The organism is Vibrio ichthyoenteri ATCC 700023 (assembly GCF_000222605.1).
GTDB lineage: Bacteria > Pseudomonadota > Gammaproteobacteria > Enterobacterales > Vibrionaceae > Vibrio > Vibrio ichthyoenteri.
The window spans coordinates 1-18,367 of sequence record NZ_AFWF01000023.1; the positions used below are offsets into that span (position 1 = coordinate 1).

At 44.6% G+C, this 18,367-nt stretch carries 16 protein-coding genes; 9 read left to right on the forward strand and 7 right to left on the reverse strand.

What is annotated here, in order from left to right; all coding sequences use genetic code 11:
• Nucleotides 1-26: 26 nt before the first annotated feature.
• The 6 genes from fabV to RH85_RS02850 form a co-directional block, all read right to left on the reverse strand.
• Entirely contained in the window at nt 27-1,229 is a 1,203-nt protein-coding gene (fabV, locus tag RH85_RS02825) for an enoyl-ACP reductase FabV (RefSeq protein WP_006710675.1), read from the reverse strand.
• A gap of 197 nt (nt 1,230-1,426) precedes the next feature.
• On the reverse strand, nt 1,427-3,724 hold the full coding sequence (locus RH85_RS02830) for an acyl-CoA dehydrogenase (RefSeq protein ID WP_006710676.1): 2,298 nt from the start codon (nt 3,722-3,724) through the stop codon (nt 1,427-1,429).
• Nucleotides 3,725-3,855: 131 nt separating this feature from the next.
• Entirely contained in the window at nt 3,856-4,482 is a 627-nt protein-coding gene (gene psrA / locus RH85_RS02835) for a TetR family transcriptional repressor PsrA (RefSeq protein WP_006710677.1), read from the reverse strand.
• Nucleotides 4,483-4,976: 494 nt separating this feature from the next.
• Nucleotides 4,977-5,435, reverse strand: a complete 459-nt coding sequence (locus tag RH85_RS02840; protein WP_006710678.1) for a GtrA family protein — start codon at nt 5,433-5,435, stop codon at nt 4,977-4,979.
• Entirely contained in the window at nt 5,432-6,850 is a 1,419-nt protein-coding gene (locus RH85_RS02845) for an ArnT family glycosyltransferase (RefSeq protein WP_006710679.1), read from the reverse strand. Before RH85_RS02845 ends, RH85_RS02840 begins: the two co-directional genes overlap by 4 nt.
• Complete coding sequence (locus tag RH85_RS02850) at nt 6,847-7,851, reverse strand: glycosyltransferase family 2 protein (protein ID WP_006710680.1); 1,005 nt, start codon at nt 7,849-7,851, stop codon at nt 6,847-6,849. The genes RH85_RS02845 and RH85_RS02850 overlap by 4 nt, the downstream gene beginning before the upstream one ends.
• A gap of 187 nt (nt 7,852-8,038) precedes the next feature.
• Here RH85_RS02850 and RH85_RS02855 point away from each other — a divergent pair, with 187 nt between their 5' ends.
• The 7 genes from RH85_RS02855 (at nt 8,039) to RH85_RS02885 (ending at nt 15,145) form a co-directional block, all read left to right on the forward strand.
• Complete coding sequence (locus RH85_RS02855) at nt 8,039-8,716, forward strand: response regulator transcription factor (RefSeq protein ID WP_006710681.1); 678 nt, start codon at nt 8,039-8,041, stop codon at nt 8,714-8,716.
• Complete coding sequence (locus RH85_RS02860; RefSeq protein ID WP_006710682.1) at nt 8,713-9,972, forward strand: sensor histidine kinase; 1,260 nt, start codon at nt 8,713-8,715, stop codon at nt 9,970-9,972. Before RH85_RS02855 ends, RH85_RS02860 begins: the two co-directional genes overlap by 4 nt.
• An 86-nt stretch (nt 9,973-10,058) precedes the next feature.
• Nucleotides 10,059-10,952 carry a pyridoxal-phosphate dependent enzyme gene (locus RH85_RS02865; RefSeq protein WP_006710683.1) on the forward strand — a complete coding sequence of 298 codons (894 nt, stop codon included), beginning with the start codon at nt 10,059-10,061 and terminating at the stop codon, nt 10,950-10,952.
• 16 nt (nt 10,953-10,968) lie between these two features.
• On the forward strand, nt 10,969-11,295 hold the full coding sequence (locus tag RH85_RS02870; protein WP_006710684.1) for a DUF1496 domain-containing protein: 327 nt from the start codon (nt 10,969-10,971) through the stop codon (nt 11,293-11,295).
• A gap of 117 nt (nt 11,296-11,412) precedes the next feature.
• A complete protein-coding gene (locus RH85_RS02875; protein WP_006710685.1) occupies nt 11,413-12,399 on the forward strand; it encodes a cytochrome-c peroxidase in 987 nt (328 codons plus the stop codon).
• Complete coding sequence (locus RH85_RS02880; RefSeq protein WP_006710686.1) at nt 12,392-14,749, forward strand: ATP-binding protein; 2,358 nt, start codon at nt 12,392-12,394, stop codon at nt 14,747-14,749. Before RH85_RS02875 ends, RH85_RS02880 begins: the two co-directional genes overlap by 8 nt.
• Before the next feature lie 147 nt (nt 14,750-14,896).
• Nucleotides 14,897-15,145: a hypothetical protein gene (locus RH85_RS02885; RefSeq protein WP_006710687.1), complete on the forward strand. Its 249-nt coding sequence runs from the start codon at nt 14,897-14,899 to the stop codon at nt 15,143-15,145.
• 172 nt (nt 15,146-15,317) lie between these two features.
• On the opposite strand, the gene RH85_RS02890 is transcribed toward RH85_RS02885, so the two are convergent.
• Nucleotides 15,318-16,748 carry an amidohydrolase gene (locus RH85_RS02890; RefSeq protein WP_006710688.1) on the reverse strand — a complete coding sequence of 477 codons (1,431 nt, stop codon included), beginning with the start codon at nt 16,746-16,748 and terminating at the stop codon, nt 15,318-15,320.
• Nucleotides 16,749-17,085: 337 nt separating this feature from the next.
• Here RH85_RS02890 and RH85_RS02895 point away from each other — a divergent pair, with 337 nt between their 5' ends.
• Both RH85_RS02895 and RH85_RS02900 read left to right on the forward strand, forming a co-directional pair.
• On the forward strand, nt 17,086-17,604 hold the full coding sequence (locus tag RH85_RS02895; RefSeq protein WP_006710689.1) for an Hcp family type VI secretion system effector: 519 nt from the start codon (nt 17,086-17,088) through the stop codon (nt 17,602-17,604).
• Nucleotides 17,605-17,754: 150 nt separating this feature from the next.
• The coding region (locus RH85_RS02900; protein ID WP_006710690.1) for a contractile injection system protein, VgrG/Pvc8 family at nt 17,755-18,367 on the forward strand (613 nt) is incomplete at its 3' end.

Here is an 18,367-nt window from a genome sequence, read left to right on the forward strand (position 1 = left end):
TTTTTTTTTTATTCTATCTTCGCGATTTAGATTGCGATGAAACCCGCTTCTACTGCTGGGTTTACTTCCGCTTCATAATCCACGCCTTCAACACCAAAACCAAATAGTTTCAAGAACTCTTCTTTGTACTCAACGTAGTCAGTTAGCTCTTTTAAGTTTTTAGTGGTGATTTGTGGCCAAAGTTCACGGCAGTGCTGCTGAATATCTTCACGCAGTTCTAAGTCATCTAGACGTAGGCGGTTTTCAGAATCCACTTCTGCTGCGCTACCATCTTCTTTATAAAGACGTTGACTGAACATGCGGTAGATTTGCTCCATACAACCTTCATGGACACCTTGCTCACGCATTTTCTTAAATACCATCGCAATATACAAAGGCATTACTGGAATAGCAGAGCTTGCTTGAGTCACAACTGACTTCAGCACAGCAACATTTGCGCTGCCGCCGGTTGCACCAAGTTTTGCATTCAGTTCAGAGGCTGCGCGATCAAGATCCATCTTCGCTTTGCCTAGTGCACCATCCCAGTAGATAGGCCAAGTCAGCTCGGTACCAATGTAGCTGTAAGCAACGGTTTTACAACCTTCTGCCAATACGCCAGCATCAGATAATGCATTGATCCAAAGTTCCCAATCCTCGCCCCCCATAACCGTCACGGTATCTTGGATTTCTTGCTCTGTTGCAGGCTCTACGCTTGCTTCAATGATCATATCTTTATTGGTATCAACCGCAGTTGATGTATAAGTTTGACCAATTGGCTTTAGAGCAGAACGGATAACTTCACCCGTTTCAGGCATTTTACGTACTGGAGACGCCAGTGAGTAAACCACCATATCAATCTGACCAAGATCTTCTTTAATCAAATCAATTGTTTTCTGTTTCGCTTCGTTAGAGAAAGCATCACCATTTAGGCTTTTCGCATATAGGCCTGCTTCGCGTGCGAGTTTTTCAAATGCAGCGGAGTTATAAAAGCCTGCTGTACCTGGTTTCTTCTCTGAGCCTTCTTTTTCGAAGAACACACCAATGGTTGATGCGTCGCCGCCGAATGCCGCAGCGATACGAGAAGAGAGACCGTAGCCACTTGAAGAACCGATCACAAGCACACGTTTAGGTGCATTTTTGATAGGGCCTTGTGCTTTAGTGTAAGCAATTTGTTCTTTTACGTTAGCTTCACAACCGATTGGATGTGTAGTGGTACAGATAAATCCACGAATTCTAGGTTTGATGATCATATTCAACTTCCTTTAAAAATCTTCGCTAGGATAAAAGGTTCGTCGGTAAATCGCATCTAATTTCTTAAAAATTGCAGGGAAAATGCAAGTGGTTGGAGCACTTTCACTCAATAGTTTGGCGCGCTAAACAAGATTGGCACCCTTTCGGTGCCAATACTTGATGTGATTTTTCCAATACGAGAACGAAACCGCGCCGTTTAAGCGACGCTATTGAGCTTAGCTTGTCCCTTTGTCTTTTTCGTCGTCTCATTAGTGCGTACTTGGCTAAAATCATGGCTAAAGTGATCCACTTGAATCGCTTTATAGCGCAGCTTATCCGCCAATAACACTTGCTCAACTTCTTGCTTCGTCAAAACACCGGCTTGCTGGGCCTGCTCTAAACGTTCTTTGAGATCGCCTTTACGTGCTACGATGCCCTCTTTCGCCGCCCGATTAAGCTTACGCTCCTGACTTTTCACTCCATACATGGCCAAAAAGGCATTTTCCATCAAGCCCACACTGTCATTGTCATCTTCACCGATATAACAAAGGTGAGTCAGACGATCACGATGTGCCCCAAGAGTCATTAAGCTCTCAGCTAAGTTGACCGTTAAGTCATCGCTTGGCTTTTTATAACGATTACCCAGTGGGAAGATGATCACTTTAAGTAAACGCCCCACCCCTTTATGCGGATAGTTACTAAAGGCTTGCTGCAGCGATTGTGCACCTTGGTACAAACAATGCTGAACAGCATAATGCACATAATTAAGGTCTTGTTGTTGGCGTCCGTCATCCTCGTATTTCTTTAACGCAGCCGACGCCATATACAAATAGGCCAAAACATCGCCAAGACGAGCTGAAATCAACTCTTTACGCTTGAGATCGCCACCGAGTGTCAGCATGGCAAAATCAGCACTCACTGCTAAGGCTCGGCTCAAGCGTGTCATCTCACGGTAGTAACCTTGAGTTGCGCCACTCATATCGGCCTTAATAAAACGGGAACCGGTTAATGCAGCACTAAACGCACCCAGCGTGTTTTTGGTTGCATGACCAATATGTTTGAACAACAACGAATCAAAATCTTTTGCTGCCTGCTCTGTATCTGGATTCGAAGCCGCTTCCATCTCTTGCAATACATAAGGATGACAACGGGTCGCGCCTTGACCAAAGATCATTAAGTTACGCGTTAGAATATTTGCCCCTTCAACGGTTATCGCCACCGGAATACCAAGATAATGGCTAGCAAGATAATTCATTGGCCCATCTTGAATAGCACGACCAGAGTGAACATCCATCGAATCGTTTAAGATTGTGCGCGCCATTTCTGTCATATGGTATTTGGCTATCGCAGTCACGATCCCTGGCTTTTCTTTCATATCGAGAGACGTTGTGGTCAATGTTCGCGTTGCTTCCAGTAAGTAGGTTAAGCCACCAATGCGCCCAAGCGCTTCTGCGACCCCTTCAAACTTACCGATCGACATACCAAACTGCTTACGCACATACGAGTACGCACCGGTCGTTCTAGCGGTCAAATGACCAATTGCCGTGCCTAGTGCTGGCAGCGAAATACCACGCCCAGCAGACAAACACTCCACCAGCATACGCCAACCTTTACCGGCGTATTCTTGTCCCCCAATCAACCAGTCCATCGGAATGAACACTTCTTCACCACGAGTTGGGCCATTCATAAACGCTAAACCAAGAGGGTCATGACGCTCACCAATTTCGACACCCGGATGGTCGGCTGGGATCAGCGCACAAGTAATACCTAAATCTTGTTCTTCACCAATTAAATTATCGGGATCATACATTTTAAAAGCGAGACCCAATACTGTCGCAACGGGCGCTAGCGTGATGTAGCGTTTGTTCCAACTAAGGCGTATCCCCAGAACTTGCTCGCCATTATGCTCGCCATAACAAACGATGCCTTTATCTGGAATCCCCCCCGCATCAGAACCGGCTTCTGGCCCGGTTAAGGCGAAACAAGGAATATCTGTACCATCCGCTAACCTTGGTAACCAATACTCTTTTTGCTCTTGAGTACCATAGTGAGATAACAACTCTCCAGGACCCAGCGAATTGGGTACCATTACCGTGACCGCGGCACTGATGCTGCGCGTCGCTATACGAGATACAATGGTTGAGTTCGCCAATGCAGAAAAGGCTCGACCACCATATTGTTTCGAAATAATCAGCGAGAAAAAGCGCTCTTTACGCAAGAACTGCCATACTTCTGGCGGTAAATCGCGCTCTTGTTTGTTGATCTTGTGATCATCAAGCATCGCAAGTAACATTGAAAGCTCGTTATCCATGAACGATTGCTCTTCAGCAGATAACGTTGGTTTAGGGTAATGGTGTAACTTGCTAAAATCCGGACGCCCCGAAAACAACTCGCCATCCCACCACACGCTGCCTGCTTCCATCGCTTCTTTTTCCGTTTCTGACAATGGTGGCAAGACTTGCTTAAACAATTTGAATGCTGGATCGCTGATCCATTTTCTTCGTAGAGAGCTCATAACCAGTTCCTTTTGTTCACGTTGTTACCTTTGCAGGGCTGTTTTTTTATTGTTATTTCAAATTCTATAATGTCTGTTTGGTGCTGTTCTTGTCGTGACGAATCTTCATCTTTTGTACGGATGTAAAAGCACTACGGTGCAGAAACACCCGCAGCAAGATATGGGATAAGTTGATCTAAGACGGCTTGAACATCCACTTCTTGGTCGTAATCATTTTGCGCGATTTCGGCTAAAGCCTGGCTCGACGCCATAGTGAAAACACATGCGCCTAAGGTAAAGTGCAAGCGCCAAAATAGGGTTTCACGACTTAATTGGGGATTCGCAGTGAGTATTGACTGAGTAAACAGAGTGAGCGTCTGCTGATAACGAGTACTAATAAACCAACGCAAGTGGCCTTGGACGTCGCTATATCCTCGTCCAATCAATAACATAAATCGGCTCGTACCATTGGGATGCACATTATTGAGTGCCATCAAAGGCTCTCTTAACGCGTCGAAAACCTGATCGATCGTATAGTGAGGGTTGAGATTTAACGTAATCAACCTATCCGACACCGCAGGCATAAAAGCTTCTAGGTAACGGCCGAGAACGGCGCGCACTAACGTTTTCTTGTCCCCAAAATGGTAATTGACGGCAGCAAGGTTGACACCCGCCTTAGACGTTATGGTGCGCAAAGAGGTCGCGTTAAACCCTTGCTCCGCAAACAAAGCTTCGGCGACATCCAAAATTTTCTCTTTGGTTTTATGCTTTGTTGTCATTTCAATCACCCGTATTAAACGCTTGTTTGAAAATATACACACCACAAACAACCTTAACAAGTGGTTAACATCACAAAACGCAATACTGGTTAGACCAGCGTGAATGAGTACACAAATAAGCTACTGAAAACATATGGAAAGAAATAATTAAAATATTTTTAAACTTTTTGGGAACTGTTTAGGAAAAGGTGGGTCTGAATAAGTGTAGATAGCAAAGAACATGAGTTTAACTGGCCGTCGAGCTCTCCTTGCTACTGAAAGATTTTTACGCTGCTTTTCCTAATTAACTCCTATATTTATATGTATCCGCCCAGAGCCTAATTGCTCTGGGTTTTTTTTATCTTCAGACCTCATATCTTTTTGACATTTGATAATTCAAAACCACCGAATCCAAACGAAAAAAATCGCTGCAAGATAGACAATTGTCACTACCCTACAACGACTTAAAAGTAACACCTGAAACAGTGGTTATCAGCAAAAAAACAGAGGCGAATTCACCTTTTATCGGTAACGGCTTTAAACACCCAGCGACTGCTTAAAAAGTAATTACTCACCATTCCGGTCAGTACTCCCATAGCAAGTGCCACAACAGGTTTAAATCCCTCGGCACCCAACATCATGATGACCATTTGAAACATCACAAAGTTCGGTATCGCAGACATCAATGCACTGCCCAAAAACTTCAACCATTGTGTCCATGGCTCAATCCTGAGTTCAAACCATTTTGTACCGTTGGGCACGGGCGATAACGCCTCAAATGTTGCTTTGAAAGTAAAACAACGATTACCTAACCACGTCACTGAGGCGGCACAAAAAAAAGCCCCACCTCTTGCGATCCAAAGCGGCATAGAGCAAAGGTAAAAAAGTACAGCAAACATTAGGGCATCGACGATGAAACCAACCCCTCCAACCAGGGCAAATCTCACCATGCGATGACCGAAAATTGCCATCATGCAGAAGGCCTGCAACGATAAAGACTGCGTCTGCTTTTCGCGGTATATTCAATGACGCAATTAAGCTTATTCTCAGTGACCAAAGGCGCAACATCGCTTGTTTTTCCAATCAATTGAAAATGCTTCAGAGCTAAAAAGTCTTTTTCTGTATCAAGCTTCAACGCTTTTCCGGCACTATAAAATTGGCCTGAGAAAGGACGCTTACCAACATAAAAAGTCGTAAGAGATTGATCCGCTCTAGCAAGAATAGCTTTATCACTGCGTTTATTACCCACGCCATATTGAATGACGACCACGGCAATAATCAATAGCAACGGCGTAACACCCGCTACGCACTTAAACCACTTAGGATCACGCTCAATATCTTGCAATAAAATAGCAATAATCACCGCAAGTGCAGGCACTCCTGGCAGTACATACGCAGGCAAAATATTGCCTGAAAAGGTAAACAACACCAATGGCGACAGCATCCAACATGCCGCAAAACTGAGTGCCGGGCGATATTGAGCCAACACCGCTGGGCGCTGATTTTTTTTGCTGTTTTTTAACTTCCAACCAAATAAGATAGGCAGAACAATTGACCATGGGGCAGCAGAATAAAGCCAAAATAGCCAAATCATACCTCTTGGCTCATCGTGAGCGCTGCCGTAAAGATCCCCTTCCCAACCGCTAACAACGAAGCGGTTAAAGTGCTCCCCAATGATAAAGTAATCAATAAAACCTGGAGTGGCACGCTCAGCTAACACATACCAAGGCAGTGCGATTGCGAGCATCAAAGCCGATCCCGACAGCAGCGGAAAACGCTGCCACAAGGTAACAAAAGCGCCTTTTACACCATGTTGAATAATTAGCCATGGCATCACCGCTAAACCCACTAAGACGATCACCAAAGGCCCTTTTGCCAGTAAACCGATCGCAAGACCAATAAAGCCGATATAGCCCCATCCAAGGCGGCCTTGCCAACAAAAGTAGAACCCCACCATCGCGAGCGTCATACCCAGCGTTAATGCCATATCAGTCATTACCGCGCCTGCTGCTACTGAAAAAATACCACAACTGGCTAATACCACCGCCGTCACCAACGCATTGATCTTCAATCGTTTAGCAAAATAGGCCATCAGAACGATCACCAGTACACCAGCAAACCAATGTGGCGCTCTCACGCCGAACTCATTAACGCCAAATAACTCAATACCTACGGCACTTAGCCAAGTAAAAAGGGGCGGTTTCCCCCAAAAAGGCACGCCATAATCAAATTGTGGCGTTAACCAATTGCCCGTTTCAATCATCAAACGAGCCATCTCACCATAGCGAGCTTCGGTGGTATCCATCAAAGGGTAAGCACCCAGCGAAATAAGGCGAATAAGCAAGGCTGAACCTAAGATCGCCCAAAGGTGAACTCGATTAAAACTCACGCGCGCTTCTCCATCACTTGAAACAACATCACAGCTGGTTTTTCTTTAACTGACTGAACAAGATACAACGGCCTTTGCTTCGACTCGATAAAAATTCGACCGATGTACTCCCCTAGCAAACCAATACTCAATAGCTGAATCCCCCCCAATGCCAGCATCACCACCATCAGTGATGGATAGCCAACCGTAGGATCACCCCAAAGCATCGTTTTCAATACGATTACTAAGCCATATACAAAGGCACTGGTTGCAACCAATGCTCCTACAATCGTCGCCAGACGCAAAGGGCGAATAGAGAACGCAGTGATGCCATCGACGGCCAACCCTAACAACTTGAAGTAATTCCATTTGGTTTCACCGCAAAAGCGTGGATCGCGATCAAATGTAAGCGTGACTTGATTGAAACCCGGCCATGCAAAAATCCCTTTCATGTAGCGATTTCGTTCAGGGAGTTGGTTAATATGATCGACGACTCGGCGACTCAATAAGCGAAAATCACCGACATTTTCAGGAATACTTGATTTAACCAGAGTATTAAGTAAACGATAATACAGAGCGGCAGACTGACGCTTTAACCACGTTTCTCCGTGACGAGATTTACGCTGCATGTTGACCACATCAAACCCTTCCCGCCACTTAGCCAGCATCTCAGGGATCAGCTCTGGCGGATCTTGCAGATCAGCATCAATTAGCACCACCGCTTCACCATGGCTATATTGCAATCCTGCACTCATCGCCGACTCTTTACCGAAGTTACGGCTCAATGAAATGCTGCGTACCAGACTGGTGGATGATTGAAAACACTCAACGATAGCCAAGCTTCCATCATGACTACCATCATCGACATAAACGATTTCACACCGTTCGGGAAGCGTGTCTAACACTTTCGTTAAACGTTGATGGAGTGCTGGCAGCACGGATTCTTCATTGAAATAAGGCACGACGACCGTCAATGTGATCGCGGACTCTGCACGCTTATGAGGAGATGTGATTACGTTCATAAAACCACCTAATTACTTTTATCCGCATGGCAACTCTATTAAGTTCCATACTCAGGGATGATATGCTGGACTTTATCGCTGACAGTGTGAAAAGAATGTTATTGACGTTTTTTCCACTTTTTTTTGACTGGCATAACGATAAAATCTCCCTCAATCGATCTCTTGTTGAATAAGAAGTAGGTAAGACATGAATAAAATTTTATTGGTAGAGGATAACCGTGAAATTGCCGGTATCTTGTTTGACTACTTTGAAAGCCTAGGCATGGAGCTTGACTACGCCGATAACGGTGAGCTCGGCCTGCAGCTTGCACTCGAAGGCAATTTTGACATGATTATTCTCGATCTTATGTTGCCAAGAATGGACGGTCTTACCGTTTGTAATAAGTTACGCGATGCGGGAAATTCCACACCCGTTTTGATGCTTACCGCACTTGATAACCGAGAGGATATGCTAGCTGGTTTCAATCATGGCGCGGATGACTACCTAACGAAACCGTTCGATTTAGACATTCTCGAGGCCAGAATGCACGCTCTGATTAAACGTTATCGAGGTAAAACGGCGTCAAGCAAGATCACGGTTGGGCCTCTATTGATAGATCAAAAAACGCGCCAAGCCTACCGCGAAGAGAAACCCCTTGCACTTAACCCGACCACTTACACCATTTTAGAAATGTTGGCGGTCAGAGCCCCCGAAGTGGTTAGTCGGCAAGAGATCACCGAGCAGCTTTGGCAAGAATCGGAGCCAAACAACGATGTATTGCGCAGTCACATCTATCAACTAAGAATTCAGCTCGACAAACCTTTTGCCACCGCGATGCTTGTCACGGTACCCAAATGCGGATTTCGTCTTGAGTTGCCACAATGAATCATTTGTTAAACAGCACTCGCTCGCTCATCGGTCGACTGGCGGTCTTTTTCATTGGTATCTCAATCGCTCTGGGAATGTTTACTCTCGTCATTTTCTCGTTGGCGTTGCATTGGTCAGAAGATCGGGTTGGAGAAAGACGGATTTTACTCGACAAAGATATCGCAATTGAACGCTTTGTCGCTGGTGAAAACGGGAAAATTAAGATTGATATCCTTACCACCGCCTATAACGATCTCTCGTTGCTTCCCAAAGTGTATCAACACGATTTGAGTGAAAAAAGTCACTTTCTGGGCGAGCTCGAACCCTCTCTAGAGCGTGACTCTCGGATGGTCTATAAAGGACAATATACCGATCAAGGCCAACTGCGCGATATCGTACTTTTAACAACGATTGATACGGTTGAATTTAGCGCCGAAGAAGTTGTTTACTCCAGTATCATCGTAGTGACAATGGTGGCCTTACTGATGTTTCTTTTTGGTACACTACTCTATCGATTGTCTAAACGACTGATCGAGCCACTAAACGGAATTGTGCGACAACTCGAACAACAAAGTGGCGATAGCGAGAGTGAATTTACCATCACAAACGAAGCAGCTGAGGAGTTTCAGGTTTTAACCCAAAAGCTTAACCAATACCGTAACGATCTCAATCTCGCATTAAAACGAGAGCAAGCGTTTGCTCGCTATGCTAGCCATGAACTCAGAACACCACTAACGGTCGTGAAAGGGGCAGGTAAACTACTGGCAAGAACTGAGCAACCTGAATTTAATCAACGCCAAATCGCTCGCATCGAAAATGCCACCACCCAAATGAGCACCATGGTAGATGCCTTATTAGGCTTAGTGCGTTATGAGCGAAATACTAACGATGCCCCCAAACGTATGCTCAATAACAATGAATTGAATGCGATCGTAGCCGATAACTCACTACAAGCGCACGACAAAGATCTCAACATCAATCTCTTGGTTGAATCCTTACCACAAGTGCAAGCCTCACCGCCGGTGATGAATATGATATTAGGCAATTTAATTCGTAATGCGATTGCCGCAACCGTTCAAGGTGAAGTCACCATTTATGTCAGCACTCAGATGATAGAGATCACCGACGATGGCCCGGGCCTGAGTAATCAACCCAATAAAGATGGCCACGGTTTGGGGTTACTCATCGTCGATGACCTTAGTCGTCGTTACCAATGGGCGTTTGAACTAAAAAACCACAGCACACGAGGTTGTGTAGCCAAGATCACCTTCTAACCACGACCTCTACTCGGAAAATACAGCGTTTCTAATGGGGCTAAGGTATTATATAAATGCCTTAACCCATTCTCACAGAACTGTTCATGAAGCTTGCCGATACACCAATAACCCCGCATCAATTTTCCAATATTGATTTTTATCTCAAACGGGACGATCAGTTACATAGTCACTTTAGCGGCAATAAAGCACGTAAATTTATGGCGTTGTTAGAGCAAGAACGCCCTCAGATTGAGACCTTAATTGGCTATGGCAGCGCGCAAGCCAATTCACTCTATTCCATGGCGGCACTCGCCAACATCAAAGGTTGGCAGTTAGAATTTTACGTTGATCGCATCCCAACGTGGCTTGCAGAGCGCCCAATCGGAAACTATCGCGCTGCGTTGGAACTGGGTGCGAAAATCATCGCCACCGCCGAGAGTGGACTTCACCCAAACGATTATATTGCTAATGTTCGTCAGCCCGATGACAAATGCTTATTTGTTCCTGAAGGTGGTCGCTGTGCACTAGCTGAATATGGCGTCACTCAATTGGCATTAGAAATTCTTAGTTGGGTGCAATTGCAAGACAATAAACAGTTTGTCGTTGCTCTACCCGCAGGTACTGGCACGACTGCTCTTTATCTACACAAAGCTTTAAAAGCACACGCTATCGAGGTTTTAACCTGTGCTTGTGTCGGTGGAACCGACTACTTAATCGAACAATTTCATCAATTAGGCGAAACAGATCATCCAACGATTCTAGAGTTAGAGAGCAAACATCACTTTGGAAAGCTGTATCAACGTGACTATGATGTTTGGCAACAACTGCTAAACGAGACGCAAGTAGAATTCGATTTACTCTACGATCCCATGATGTGGCAGTGTCTATTAAACTGGTACCCAAATAACACTGATAAGCATATTATCTATATTCATCAAGGTGGAATATTAGGCAATGAAAGTATGCTGCCTCGTTACAAACGTAAACTAACAACCTAGATACGGAGAGTTAGGTATGGCGAGTAATCTGAAAAAAACAGCAACACCTATACTCTATCAGGTACTGCTGGCAAGTCTTCTATGCAGCTTAAGCACCCATCAAGCCTTAGCCAACAGCGACGTGAAAAGCTTTTCTCCTCCGAAAAAAGCCGCCATCGTGGTCAACGCATCCGATCTCAAACACCGTATTTGCTACTATCAAGATCAAGCCTATTCTCTAGGTGCTCTGCTGAATGTAGGGGAGCATATAATTCGCTGCGTCGAAGCCAATGACTTTGAAACAAATGGTCAATTGAAATGGGTCATGTTAAACAAAACAGCGCAAAGCTCTGACACTCCGTAATGAATACCACCCTCTTATATGACCACCTCGCCGATTAATCATAAACCAATTCAAAATTGAAATTCACAGAAATGCAACTAAATTCATAGTAAGGACATGACGCTTTGGCAGGCAAATATGAGATTCGAAACATGGATAGTGACGTTCTTAGTTTTTTCTTCCGTGCTCGCTGGGCAAGAGTATGACCAGCACGAACACAGCAAACATGATCAAGATGTCGACAACACTCTATTGGTCGAACCTATACCGCAGGATATTGATGTCAATCGCGACATCGCCAAATTAGGCTGGGTGTTATTTAACGACCCCAATCTTTCCTCCAATCAAGCCGTCAGCTGTGAATCTTGTCATGACTTAGCAACCAACGGGGCTGAAACCACACGAGTTTCTACTGGCGTCAATGGCATTGGTCTTCGTAACTCACTAACCGTATTTAACTCAGCGCTCAACTATCGTTTCTTTTGGGATGGCAGAGCGAACACCTTAGAAGATCAAATCGACGGTCCAATAACCAACCCTTTAGAAATGGATTCCGATTGGCCGCAAATAGAACGCTACGTTTCACGATCGGCGAGCTATAAACAACTTTTCTCTTCCGCCAATGACCTGCCCATTTCAAGAGACACGATTCGTTTCGCATTGGCTGAGTTTGTGCGCACGCTACAAACGCCAGATTCGACGTTTGACCGCTTCTTACAAGGAGACAGCACGGCACTGTCAGCACAAGAACTGCGCGGCTGGGAAACGTTTCAAACGGTGGGTTGTGTGCAATGTCATCAAGGAAAGAACATCGGCGGCAATATGATCCAAAAGTTTGGCTACTTCACGTCTATCAATTCTCCTCAGGATACTGGTAAACACCTCATCACCGACCAAGGCCAAGACAAATTCTACTTCCGAGTTGCCAGCCTAAGAAACGTCGCCCAAACGCCACCTTACTTTCACGATGGGCGAACAAAAACGCTCGAAACAGCCATCAGAATTATGGCAAAAGGGCAACTCGGAATCACAATGGAAAATGATACAATCGCAGATATTGAAGCCTTCTTGCACACCTTAAGTGCCCCAAGACCCTCCATTTTAGAGGAGTTTGAAAATGAATAAGTCTAAAGCCATTGTCTTACTTTTCTCCTCTATCACTATCGCGTTATTTACCGTTGCCTATATGAGCTATCAAAATAGCCGCCATATCGAAGCGATTCTGACCGACGCAACCAGGGTTGGACATGAATTACTTGGGCATCGAGACACCATATTAAACTACCAATATCAACAACCTCGCCGTCACTTTAAGCTCACTCAACAAATCATAACAATTGAAAAAGAAGCGCATCAGATGCTAGTTAATAGCCAGAAAATTACTTGGTTTCCCATTAGCTCGAGCGTCACGAAAACCAATACTAGCCTTACACGATTTGAAGAAAAATTACGCCACACAACCGGCATGCTCGATATGTTGGTGGGTATTCAAGTCGCACGAAAATACACTTACCTCTCTTTAGACTCACTATTCAGACAAAATTTACCCAATCGAGGATCACTCGACCTTGAATGGCATTTCATTGATTTCATGAATAAAAACTTACTCAATGACAATATTGCCCACCCACAAATTAAGCAATTTGCTAATCAGTTAAAGCAGATTGATCACCGCAGGATGTCACTACGCAAAGAGCTGCTCGATGAACACAATTATGAATTTATAGAACACACCGAAACAGAACTGAGAGCACTCAGCCACAGCGAACTCAATAATGCCCTCTCCTATTGCTTAGGTGCTGTGACGCTCTTAATTTTAATGTTTTCAATTCAAGCATATTCACGCTTTGTTCATTTAAAAGCGCTCAATCAAGAAATGGCCGACGTCTCGGAAAAAGCGTTAAACGCGGCCAAAGCCAAGTCACAATTTCTTGCTACGATGAGCCATGAACTGCGCACGCCCATGAATGGGGTTTTAGGCATAGCGCAGATTATTGCGGGCGAAACCAAAGAAAGCAGCACACAGAAAAACATCAATATTATTCTGGCCTCAGGCCAGCACCTGATGACGGTATTAAACGATATTCTTGATTTTTCTAAAGTTGAGGAAAACAAACTCGAACTGGAAGCGGTTAGCTTCCATCTTGATCAAGTACTCGACCCTGTCATTAGCGCCATTACACCGCTTGCCGAAGAAAAGAATCTGCACTTAGAAGTAGATAACACCATTGCCAACCACATGTACTTTATTGGCGATAGTGCCAGACTGCGCCAGATTATGTTCAACCTTACTGGCAATGCGATCAAGTTTACCTCCAACGGAAAGATTACCATTCAAGCTCGAATGGATAACCAATCACCTGCAAATCTGGTGCTGAGCGTGTCCGATACAGGCATCGGGATACCAGCGCACAAACACCAAGCGATTTTCTCTTCATTCGAGCAAGCAGATACGTCAACCACGCGCCAATTTGGCGGTAGTGGTCTTGGCTTAGCGATCGTTAAAAAACTGACCGAATTGATGCAAGGTCAGATCACACTAATGAGCACCGAGCGTCTTGGCAGCACATTTACGCTAACCTTACCCCTCCCGACGGGTGAAAAAACCGTCACCGCCCCTCATACTCAAGTTTCGGTATCTCAATCAAACCTACGTCCGTTAAAAATACTGTTAGCTGAAGATAACCGGGTAAACGCTATCGTTGCTAAAGGCTTCTGCAGCAAACTTGGCCACCAGGTAGACATCGCAGAAAATGGGCGTATTGCGACACAAAAAGCCGCAAATAAACACTATGATTTAATATTAATGGATAATCATATGCCAGAGATGAATGGCGTAGAGGCAACTCATTATTTACGTCATACGCTCGGCTTAAAAACCTTGATCTTTGCCTATACTGCCGATGTTTTTCGTGAAGCTCATGATGATTTTATTGCCGCTGGTGCCGATCACGTACTCACTAAACCACTGCAAAATGAAAGCTTCTACGATGCCATTAGTAGTTTTAACCATCGTATCGAACAACAGCAACCCGTTACAGCACCAGATGATAAGGTGGTACATCTACACCGAGAAGATGTGAGAGACTTACGACTTACTGAAGAAGAACTGTCCAATAGTGAGTTATTAAATGAAGTCAAACAGGACGTTGATACCTACCATAGTCTGGTTCAATCTATCATCGAAGATTTTGAAAAAAACATCGACGAGTTAATCACAGGCTTTGATACGGGGGATATCAAACTACTCAGCCAAACCCTTCATTGCTTAAAAGGTATCGCACTGAATTTACAGTTAGAGCACTTGGCCAATCTAACCATAGAGATCGAACATCAAGTGCGGAATGACAAAATCCCAAGTATCGAAAGCTTTCAAAAATTGATCAATAGACTCAGTGTCAATGTTCACCAAGGCAATCGGATAGTCGAAACTGCGCCAGCTGCAGCTTCCAAACAAAGTGGAATAGCTGGATAGGAAAAAACAACATCTCCCAAGCATATCAATAGTGCTTAAATTGGCACTATCAATATGGATTTTTGTTGCCATGATAGATAAAGTATCGCCTTTACTGTTTAGTTCCGTTTTTTTTGAATATAAAGAGCGGTTAGCCGAGATTTCACCATGATAAACGACGATCGAATTATTGAAACCCTAGACGAGCTTAGAGCCTTTCTACTTGCTGTTGAAAATGGCTTACTAGGCCTACAAAACATGGCTGGAGTAGCGCTTGCAACACACAACGGCAATGGCCGTCATTTTGTTGCAGTTTTAGATGATAAACACCAATTACTTCTTGGCCGCTGGGTCAGTGAAGAAGTGTTTAAAACCGGTCAAGATATGGTCCGCAACGGCGTAAAACCAACGCACTAAATTGATGCTTAAGCACTCTGAGAGGCTTGACGCAACATTCAATAATAAAGCCGCATCAACATAGACATTGATGCGGCTTTATTTTTCTCATTTCTTTAGCGAATCTCGTTTGTTGGATCTTTTACTCACCAACATCGCTGTTTCGCGTAGAAACGTAGAAACGTAGAACAATCTAATCCATCAGACTCTTCGATTTAATCGCTTTTTTCGCCAACTCTTTGGCAAACGCACTGATATCTGCTTCCATCGCATCAATTGTGCCGCGAACATCATCGAGCGCGACCGTCTGCATCTGACGATGTTCCATCACCACTTCACCGTTCACAATGGTGGTATCCACATTGCTTGGGTTGGCTTGAAATACCAGTGTTGCGTATGGATCATAGTTTGGCATCATATTCGCTGATTGCGTTTCGACAATAATAATATCCGCTTGTTTGCCTACTTCTAAAGAGCCGATACGCTCTTCCATATGCAGAGCCTTCGCACCGCCCATCGTCGCCATTTCAATCACCTGCTCTGGGATCATAATAGTACGATCATCATGCTTGAGGCGTTGCATCGTGCTGGCGTAGCTCAATGTGCGCCATAGATCGACTTGGTTGGAGCTCATAGGCCCATCCGTACCGAGGCCCATGCGAACATCAGCACGATACATCTCCCATGCTGGTGCCATTCCTGTCGCACCTTTAGCGTTTGCCATTGGATTGTAGGCCACGCCCGCATCGGCCTGTTTAACCAACTCAATGTCTTTTTCGGAGAAGTGAATGCCGTGGGCTAACACGACACGCTCATCCAAAATACCAATTTGCGCCATGTACTCGACAGGAGAACTCGCTTGATGTTCTTCTTTGATTCGCGTTTCTTCATTCGGGAATTCAGCGACGTGAATTAGTACAGGCACATCTTGTTGTTTAGAAAGTTGATTGATTTGCTGGAGTTTTTCCTTACTCACGGTGTATACCGCATGTGGTGCATAGGCTGGCGTAATCAACGGATCATTTTTGTACTGCTCAATAAAGCTCTGCGCGTACTCAATGCCACCATAAGGAGCACTGCTATCAACCACTGGGAACTTAATCACCGTTTGGCCAAGCACTGCGCGCAAGCCTACTTCTTTAGTCGCCTTCGCCATCTCGTCCATGTGGTAGTACATATCGGCATAGGTCGTCACACCACTTTGCGCTAAGTCGATAGCGCCTAATTTAGTCGCATTGTAGATTAACTCACGACTTAGCTTCTCACCTTCTAACGGAAAGAAGTAAGCAAACAATCGATTCGAAATCCCCTCTTCGCCCAAACCGCGGAACGCGATCATCGGTAGGTGGTTATGAGTATTAATCATGCCAGGCATCACAATGCCATCTTGTGCATCAATCAGCTTCGGTGCACGGTATTGATCAGCAAGATCCGCCTCGCCCACCGCAATGATTTTGTCGTCTTTCACCACAACAACACCATTGTCAATCACTGACATATTGCCATCAATCGTCAGTACTTCACCGTTGGTGATGATGAGATCGGCATTGTAGCTTGGTGCAAACTGCGCACAACCAGAAAGCGCTAGCGTAATAATAGAAGCCAGCAAAGTAGGTTTGTTCATTATTGTTCTCTTTAAATCAGCAATTAAGCAAACGTTTAACTAAAATCGCGCGCATCATAAAAGAGCCCAACAATCAAAGCGAACAGTAAGATGTAAAAGAATGAGATCGTGAACAAAAACTGAGTCTATTCGATTACAAAAACACCAAAGCAGATAAGAGACTGCACCGTTACGATTTATTGCCCGCATTGGTAGTTTTTTGCCCGAATTAAGCAACATCTTGCCCTGACATTAATCCTATCAACATAAGATGCTGATTTAAAAGCAATTAAAGTTTGGCACGCAACTTGAGTATTAACATTGGAATTTATGTAACTTAACTCAAAAGGAATGAAACATGCCAACTCCATGTTATATCTCAATCGAAGGTGAAACTCAGGGACTTATCACTGCTGGTGCTTGTACTGCAGACTCAATTGGTGACTCTTACGTCGAAGGCCATGAAGATGAGATGCTAGTACAGCGCTTTGATCACACGGTAACAGTACCAACTGATCCACAATCTGGTCAGCCTTCAGGTCAACGTGTGCACAAACCGTTCAAATTCACAGTATCACTAAACAAAGCCGTTCCTCTTCTTTACAACGCGCTTTCTTCTGGTGAAAAAATGAAGAATATCGAACTGAAATGGTACCGCACTTCAATTGAAGGTAAACAAGAGAACTTCTTTACTACCAAGCTTGAGAACGCATCTATCGTTGATATTCAATGTGAAATGCCTCACTGCCAAGATCCAGCGATGTCTGATTTCACGCAAAATCTAACGGTTTCTCTATCTTACCGTAAGATCACTTGGGATCACGTTAACGCTGGAACTTCGGGTTCTGACGATTGGCGTAAACCTGTCGAAGCGTAATCGCTCACGGCAGTTAGCCCGCCAACTGGCGGGCTAAGTTTCCAATTTAATTAATGCCTTAAGCAAGACATTACTGCGTAGTCTCTTGCTTAGGGCTTTGATGTTTAAGCTTTGACGTATAGGGCTATGGTGCTTAAGGCAGGGAAGAGTATGGCAACACTTAATTTCAATTTGCACGTTGAGGGGCTCGACGATAGCACGTTTGTGGTACGTGAATATCAAGGAAAAGAAACACTTTCCAGCGGCACTAATCACCAGGGAAAGATCTGTTGTGGATTTATATTCGATATTGCTTTAGCAAGTCGCAACAACACCCTAAGTGCCGAGCTCATCGTCGATAAAAATGTGCAGCTAGAGGTCGTTCGTAACGGACAAGTTGTACAGCGTATTCATGGCATCGCCCGTAATTTCACCGTAGGTGATACCGGCCACCATCATACCTTTTATCAGCTCACCTTAGTTCCTGCGCTAGAGCGCCTTTCCCTGCGCCAAAACAGTCGTATCTTTCAACATCAAACCGTACCAGAAATTCTTTCCGTTCTGCTGCAAGAAATGGCTATTCATGACTACGCCTTTTCACTCAAACGCGATTCTCTACAGCGTGAATTCTGTGTGCAGTACCGCGAGACTGACTTGGATTTTCTACACCGTTTAGCCGCTGAAGAAGGTTTGGTGTATAGCTTTATCCATGAACAGGGAAAACACACCCTACTCTTTACAGATTGCAGTGAAAGCCAGCCACAACTATCAATGCCAGTGCCTC

Excerpts from the sequence above, each read along its gene's own strand:
- RH85_RS02855 (WP_006710681.1), top strand. The coding sequence starts at position 8,039 with ATGAATAAAATTTTATTGGTAGAGGATAACCGTGAAATTGCCGGTATC.
- RH85_RS02885 (WP_006710687.1), top strand. The coding sequence starts at position 14,897 with ATGATAAACGACGATCGAATTATTGAAACCCTAGACGAGCTTAGAGCC.
- RH85_RS02840 (WP_006710678.1), bottom strand. The coding sequence starts at position 5,435 with ATGATGGCAATTTTCGGTCATCGCATGGTGAGATTTGCCCTGGTTGGA.
- RH85_RS02875 (WP_006710685.1), top strand. The coding sequence starts at position 11,413 with ATGAGATTCGAAACATGGATAGTGACGTTCTTAGTTTTTTCTTCCGTG.
- RH85_RS02870 (WP_006710684.1), top strand. The coding sequence starts at position 10,969 with ATGGCGAGTAATCTGAAAAAAACAGCAACACCTATACTCTATCAGGTA.
- fabV (WP_006710675.1), bottom strand. The coding sequence starts at position 1,229 with ATGATCATCAAACCTAGAATTCGTGGATTTATCTGTACCACTACACAT.
- psrA (WP_006710677.1), bottom strand. The coding sequence starts at position 4,482 with ATGACAACAAAGCATAAAACCAAAGAGAAAATTTTGGATGTCGCCGAA.
- RH85_RS02830 (WP_006710676.1), bottom strand. The coding sequence starts at position 3,724 with ATGAGCTCTCTACGAAGAAAATGGATCAGCGATCCAGCATTCAAATTG.
- RH85_RS02880 (WP_006710686.1), top strand. The coding sequence starts at position 12,392 with ATGAATAAGTCTAAAGCCATTGTCTTACTTTTCTCCTCTATCACTATC.
- RH85_RS02860 (WP_006710682.1), top strand. The coding sequence starts at position 8,713 with ATGAATCATTTGTTAAACAGCACTCGCTCGCTCATCGGTCGACTGGCG.
- RH85_RS02895 (WP_006710689.1), top strand. The coding sequence starts at position 17,086 with ATGCCAACTCCATGTTATATCTCAATCGAAGGTGAAACTCAGGGACTT.
- RH85_RS02890 (WP_006710688.1), bottom strand. The coding sequence starts at position 16,748 with ATGAACAAACCTACTTTGCTGGCTTCTATTATTACGCTAGCGCTTTCT.
- RH85_RS02865 (WP_006710683.1), top strand. The coding sequence starts at position 10,059 with ATGAAGCTTGCCGATACACCAATAACCCCGCATCAATTTTCCAATATT.
- RH85_RS02850 (WP_006710680.1), bottom strand. The coding sequence starts at position 7,851 with ATGAACGTAATCACATCTCCTCATAAGCGTGCAGAGTCCGCGATCACA.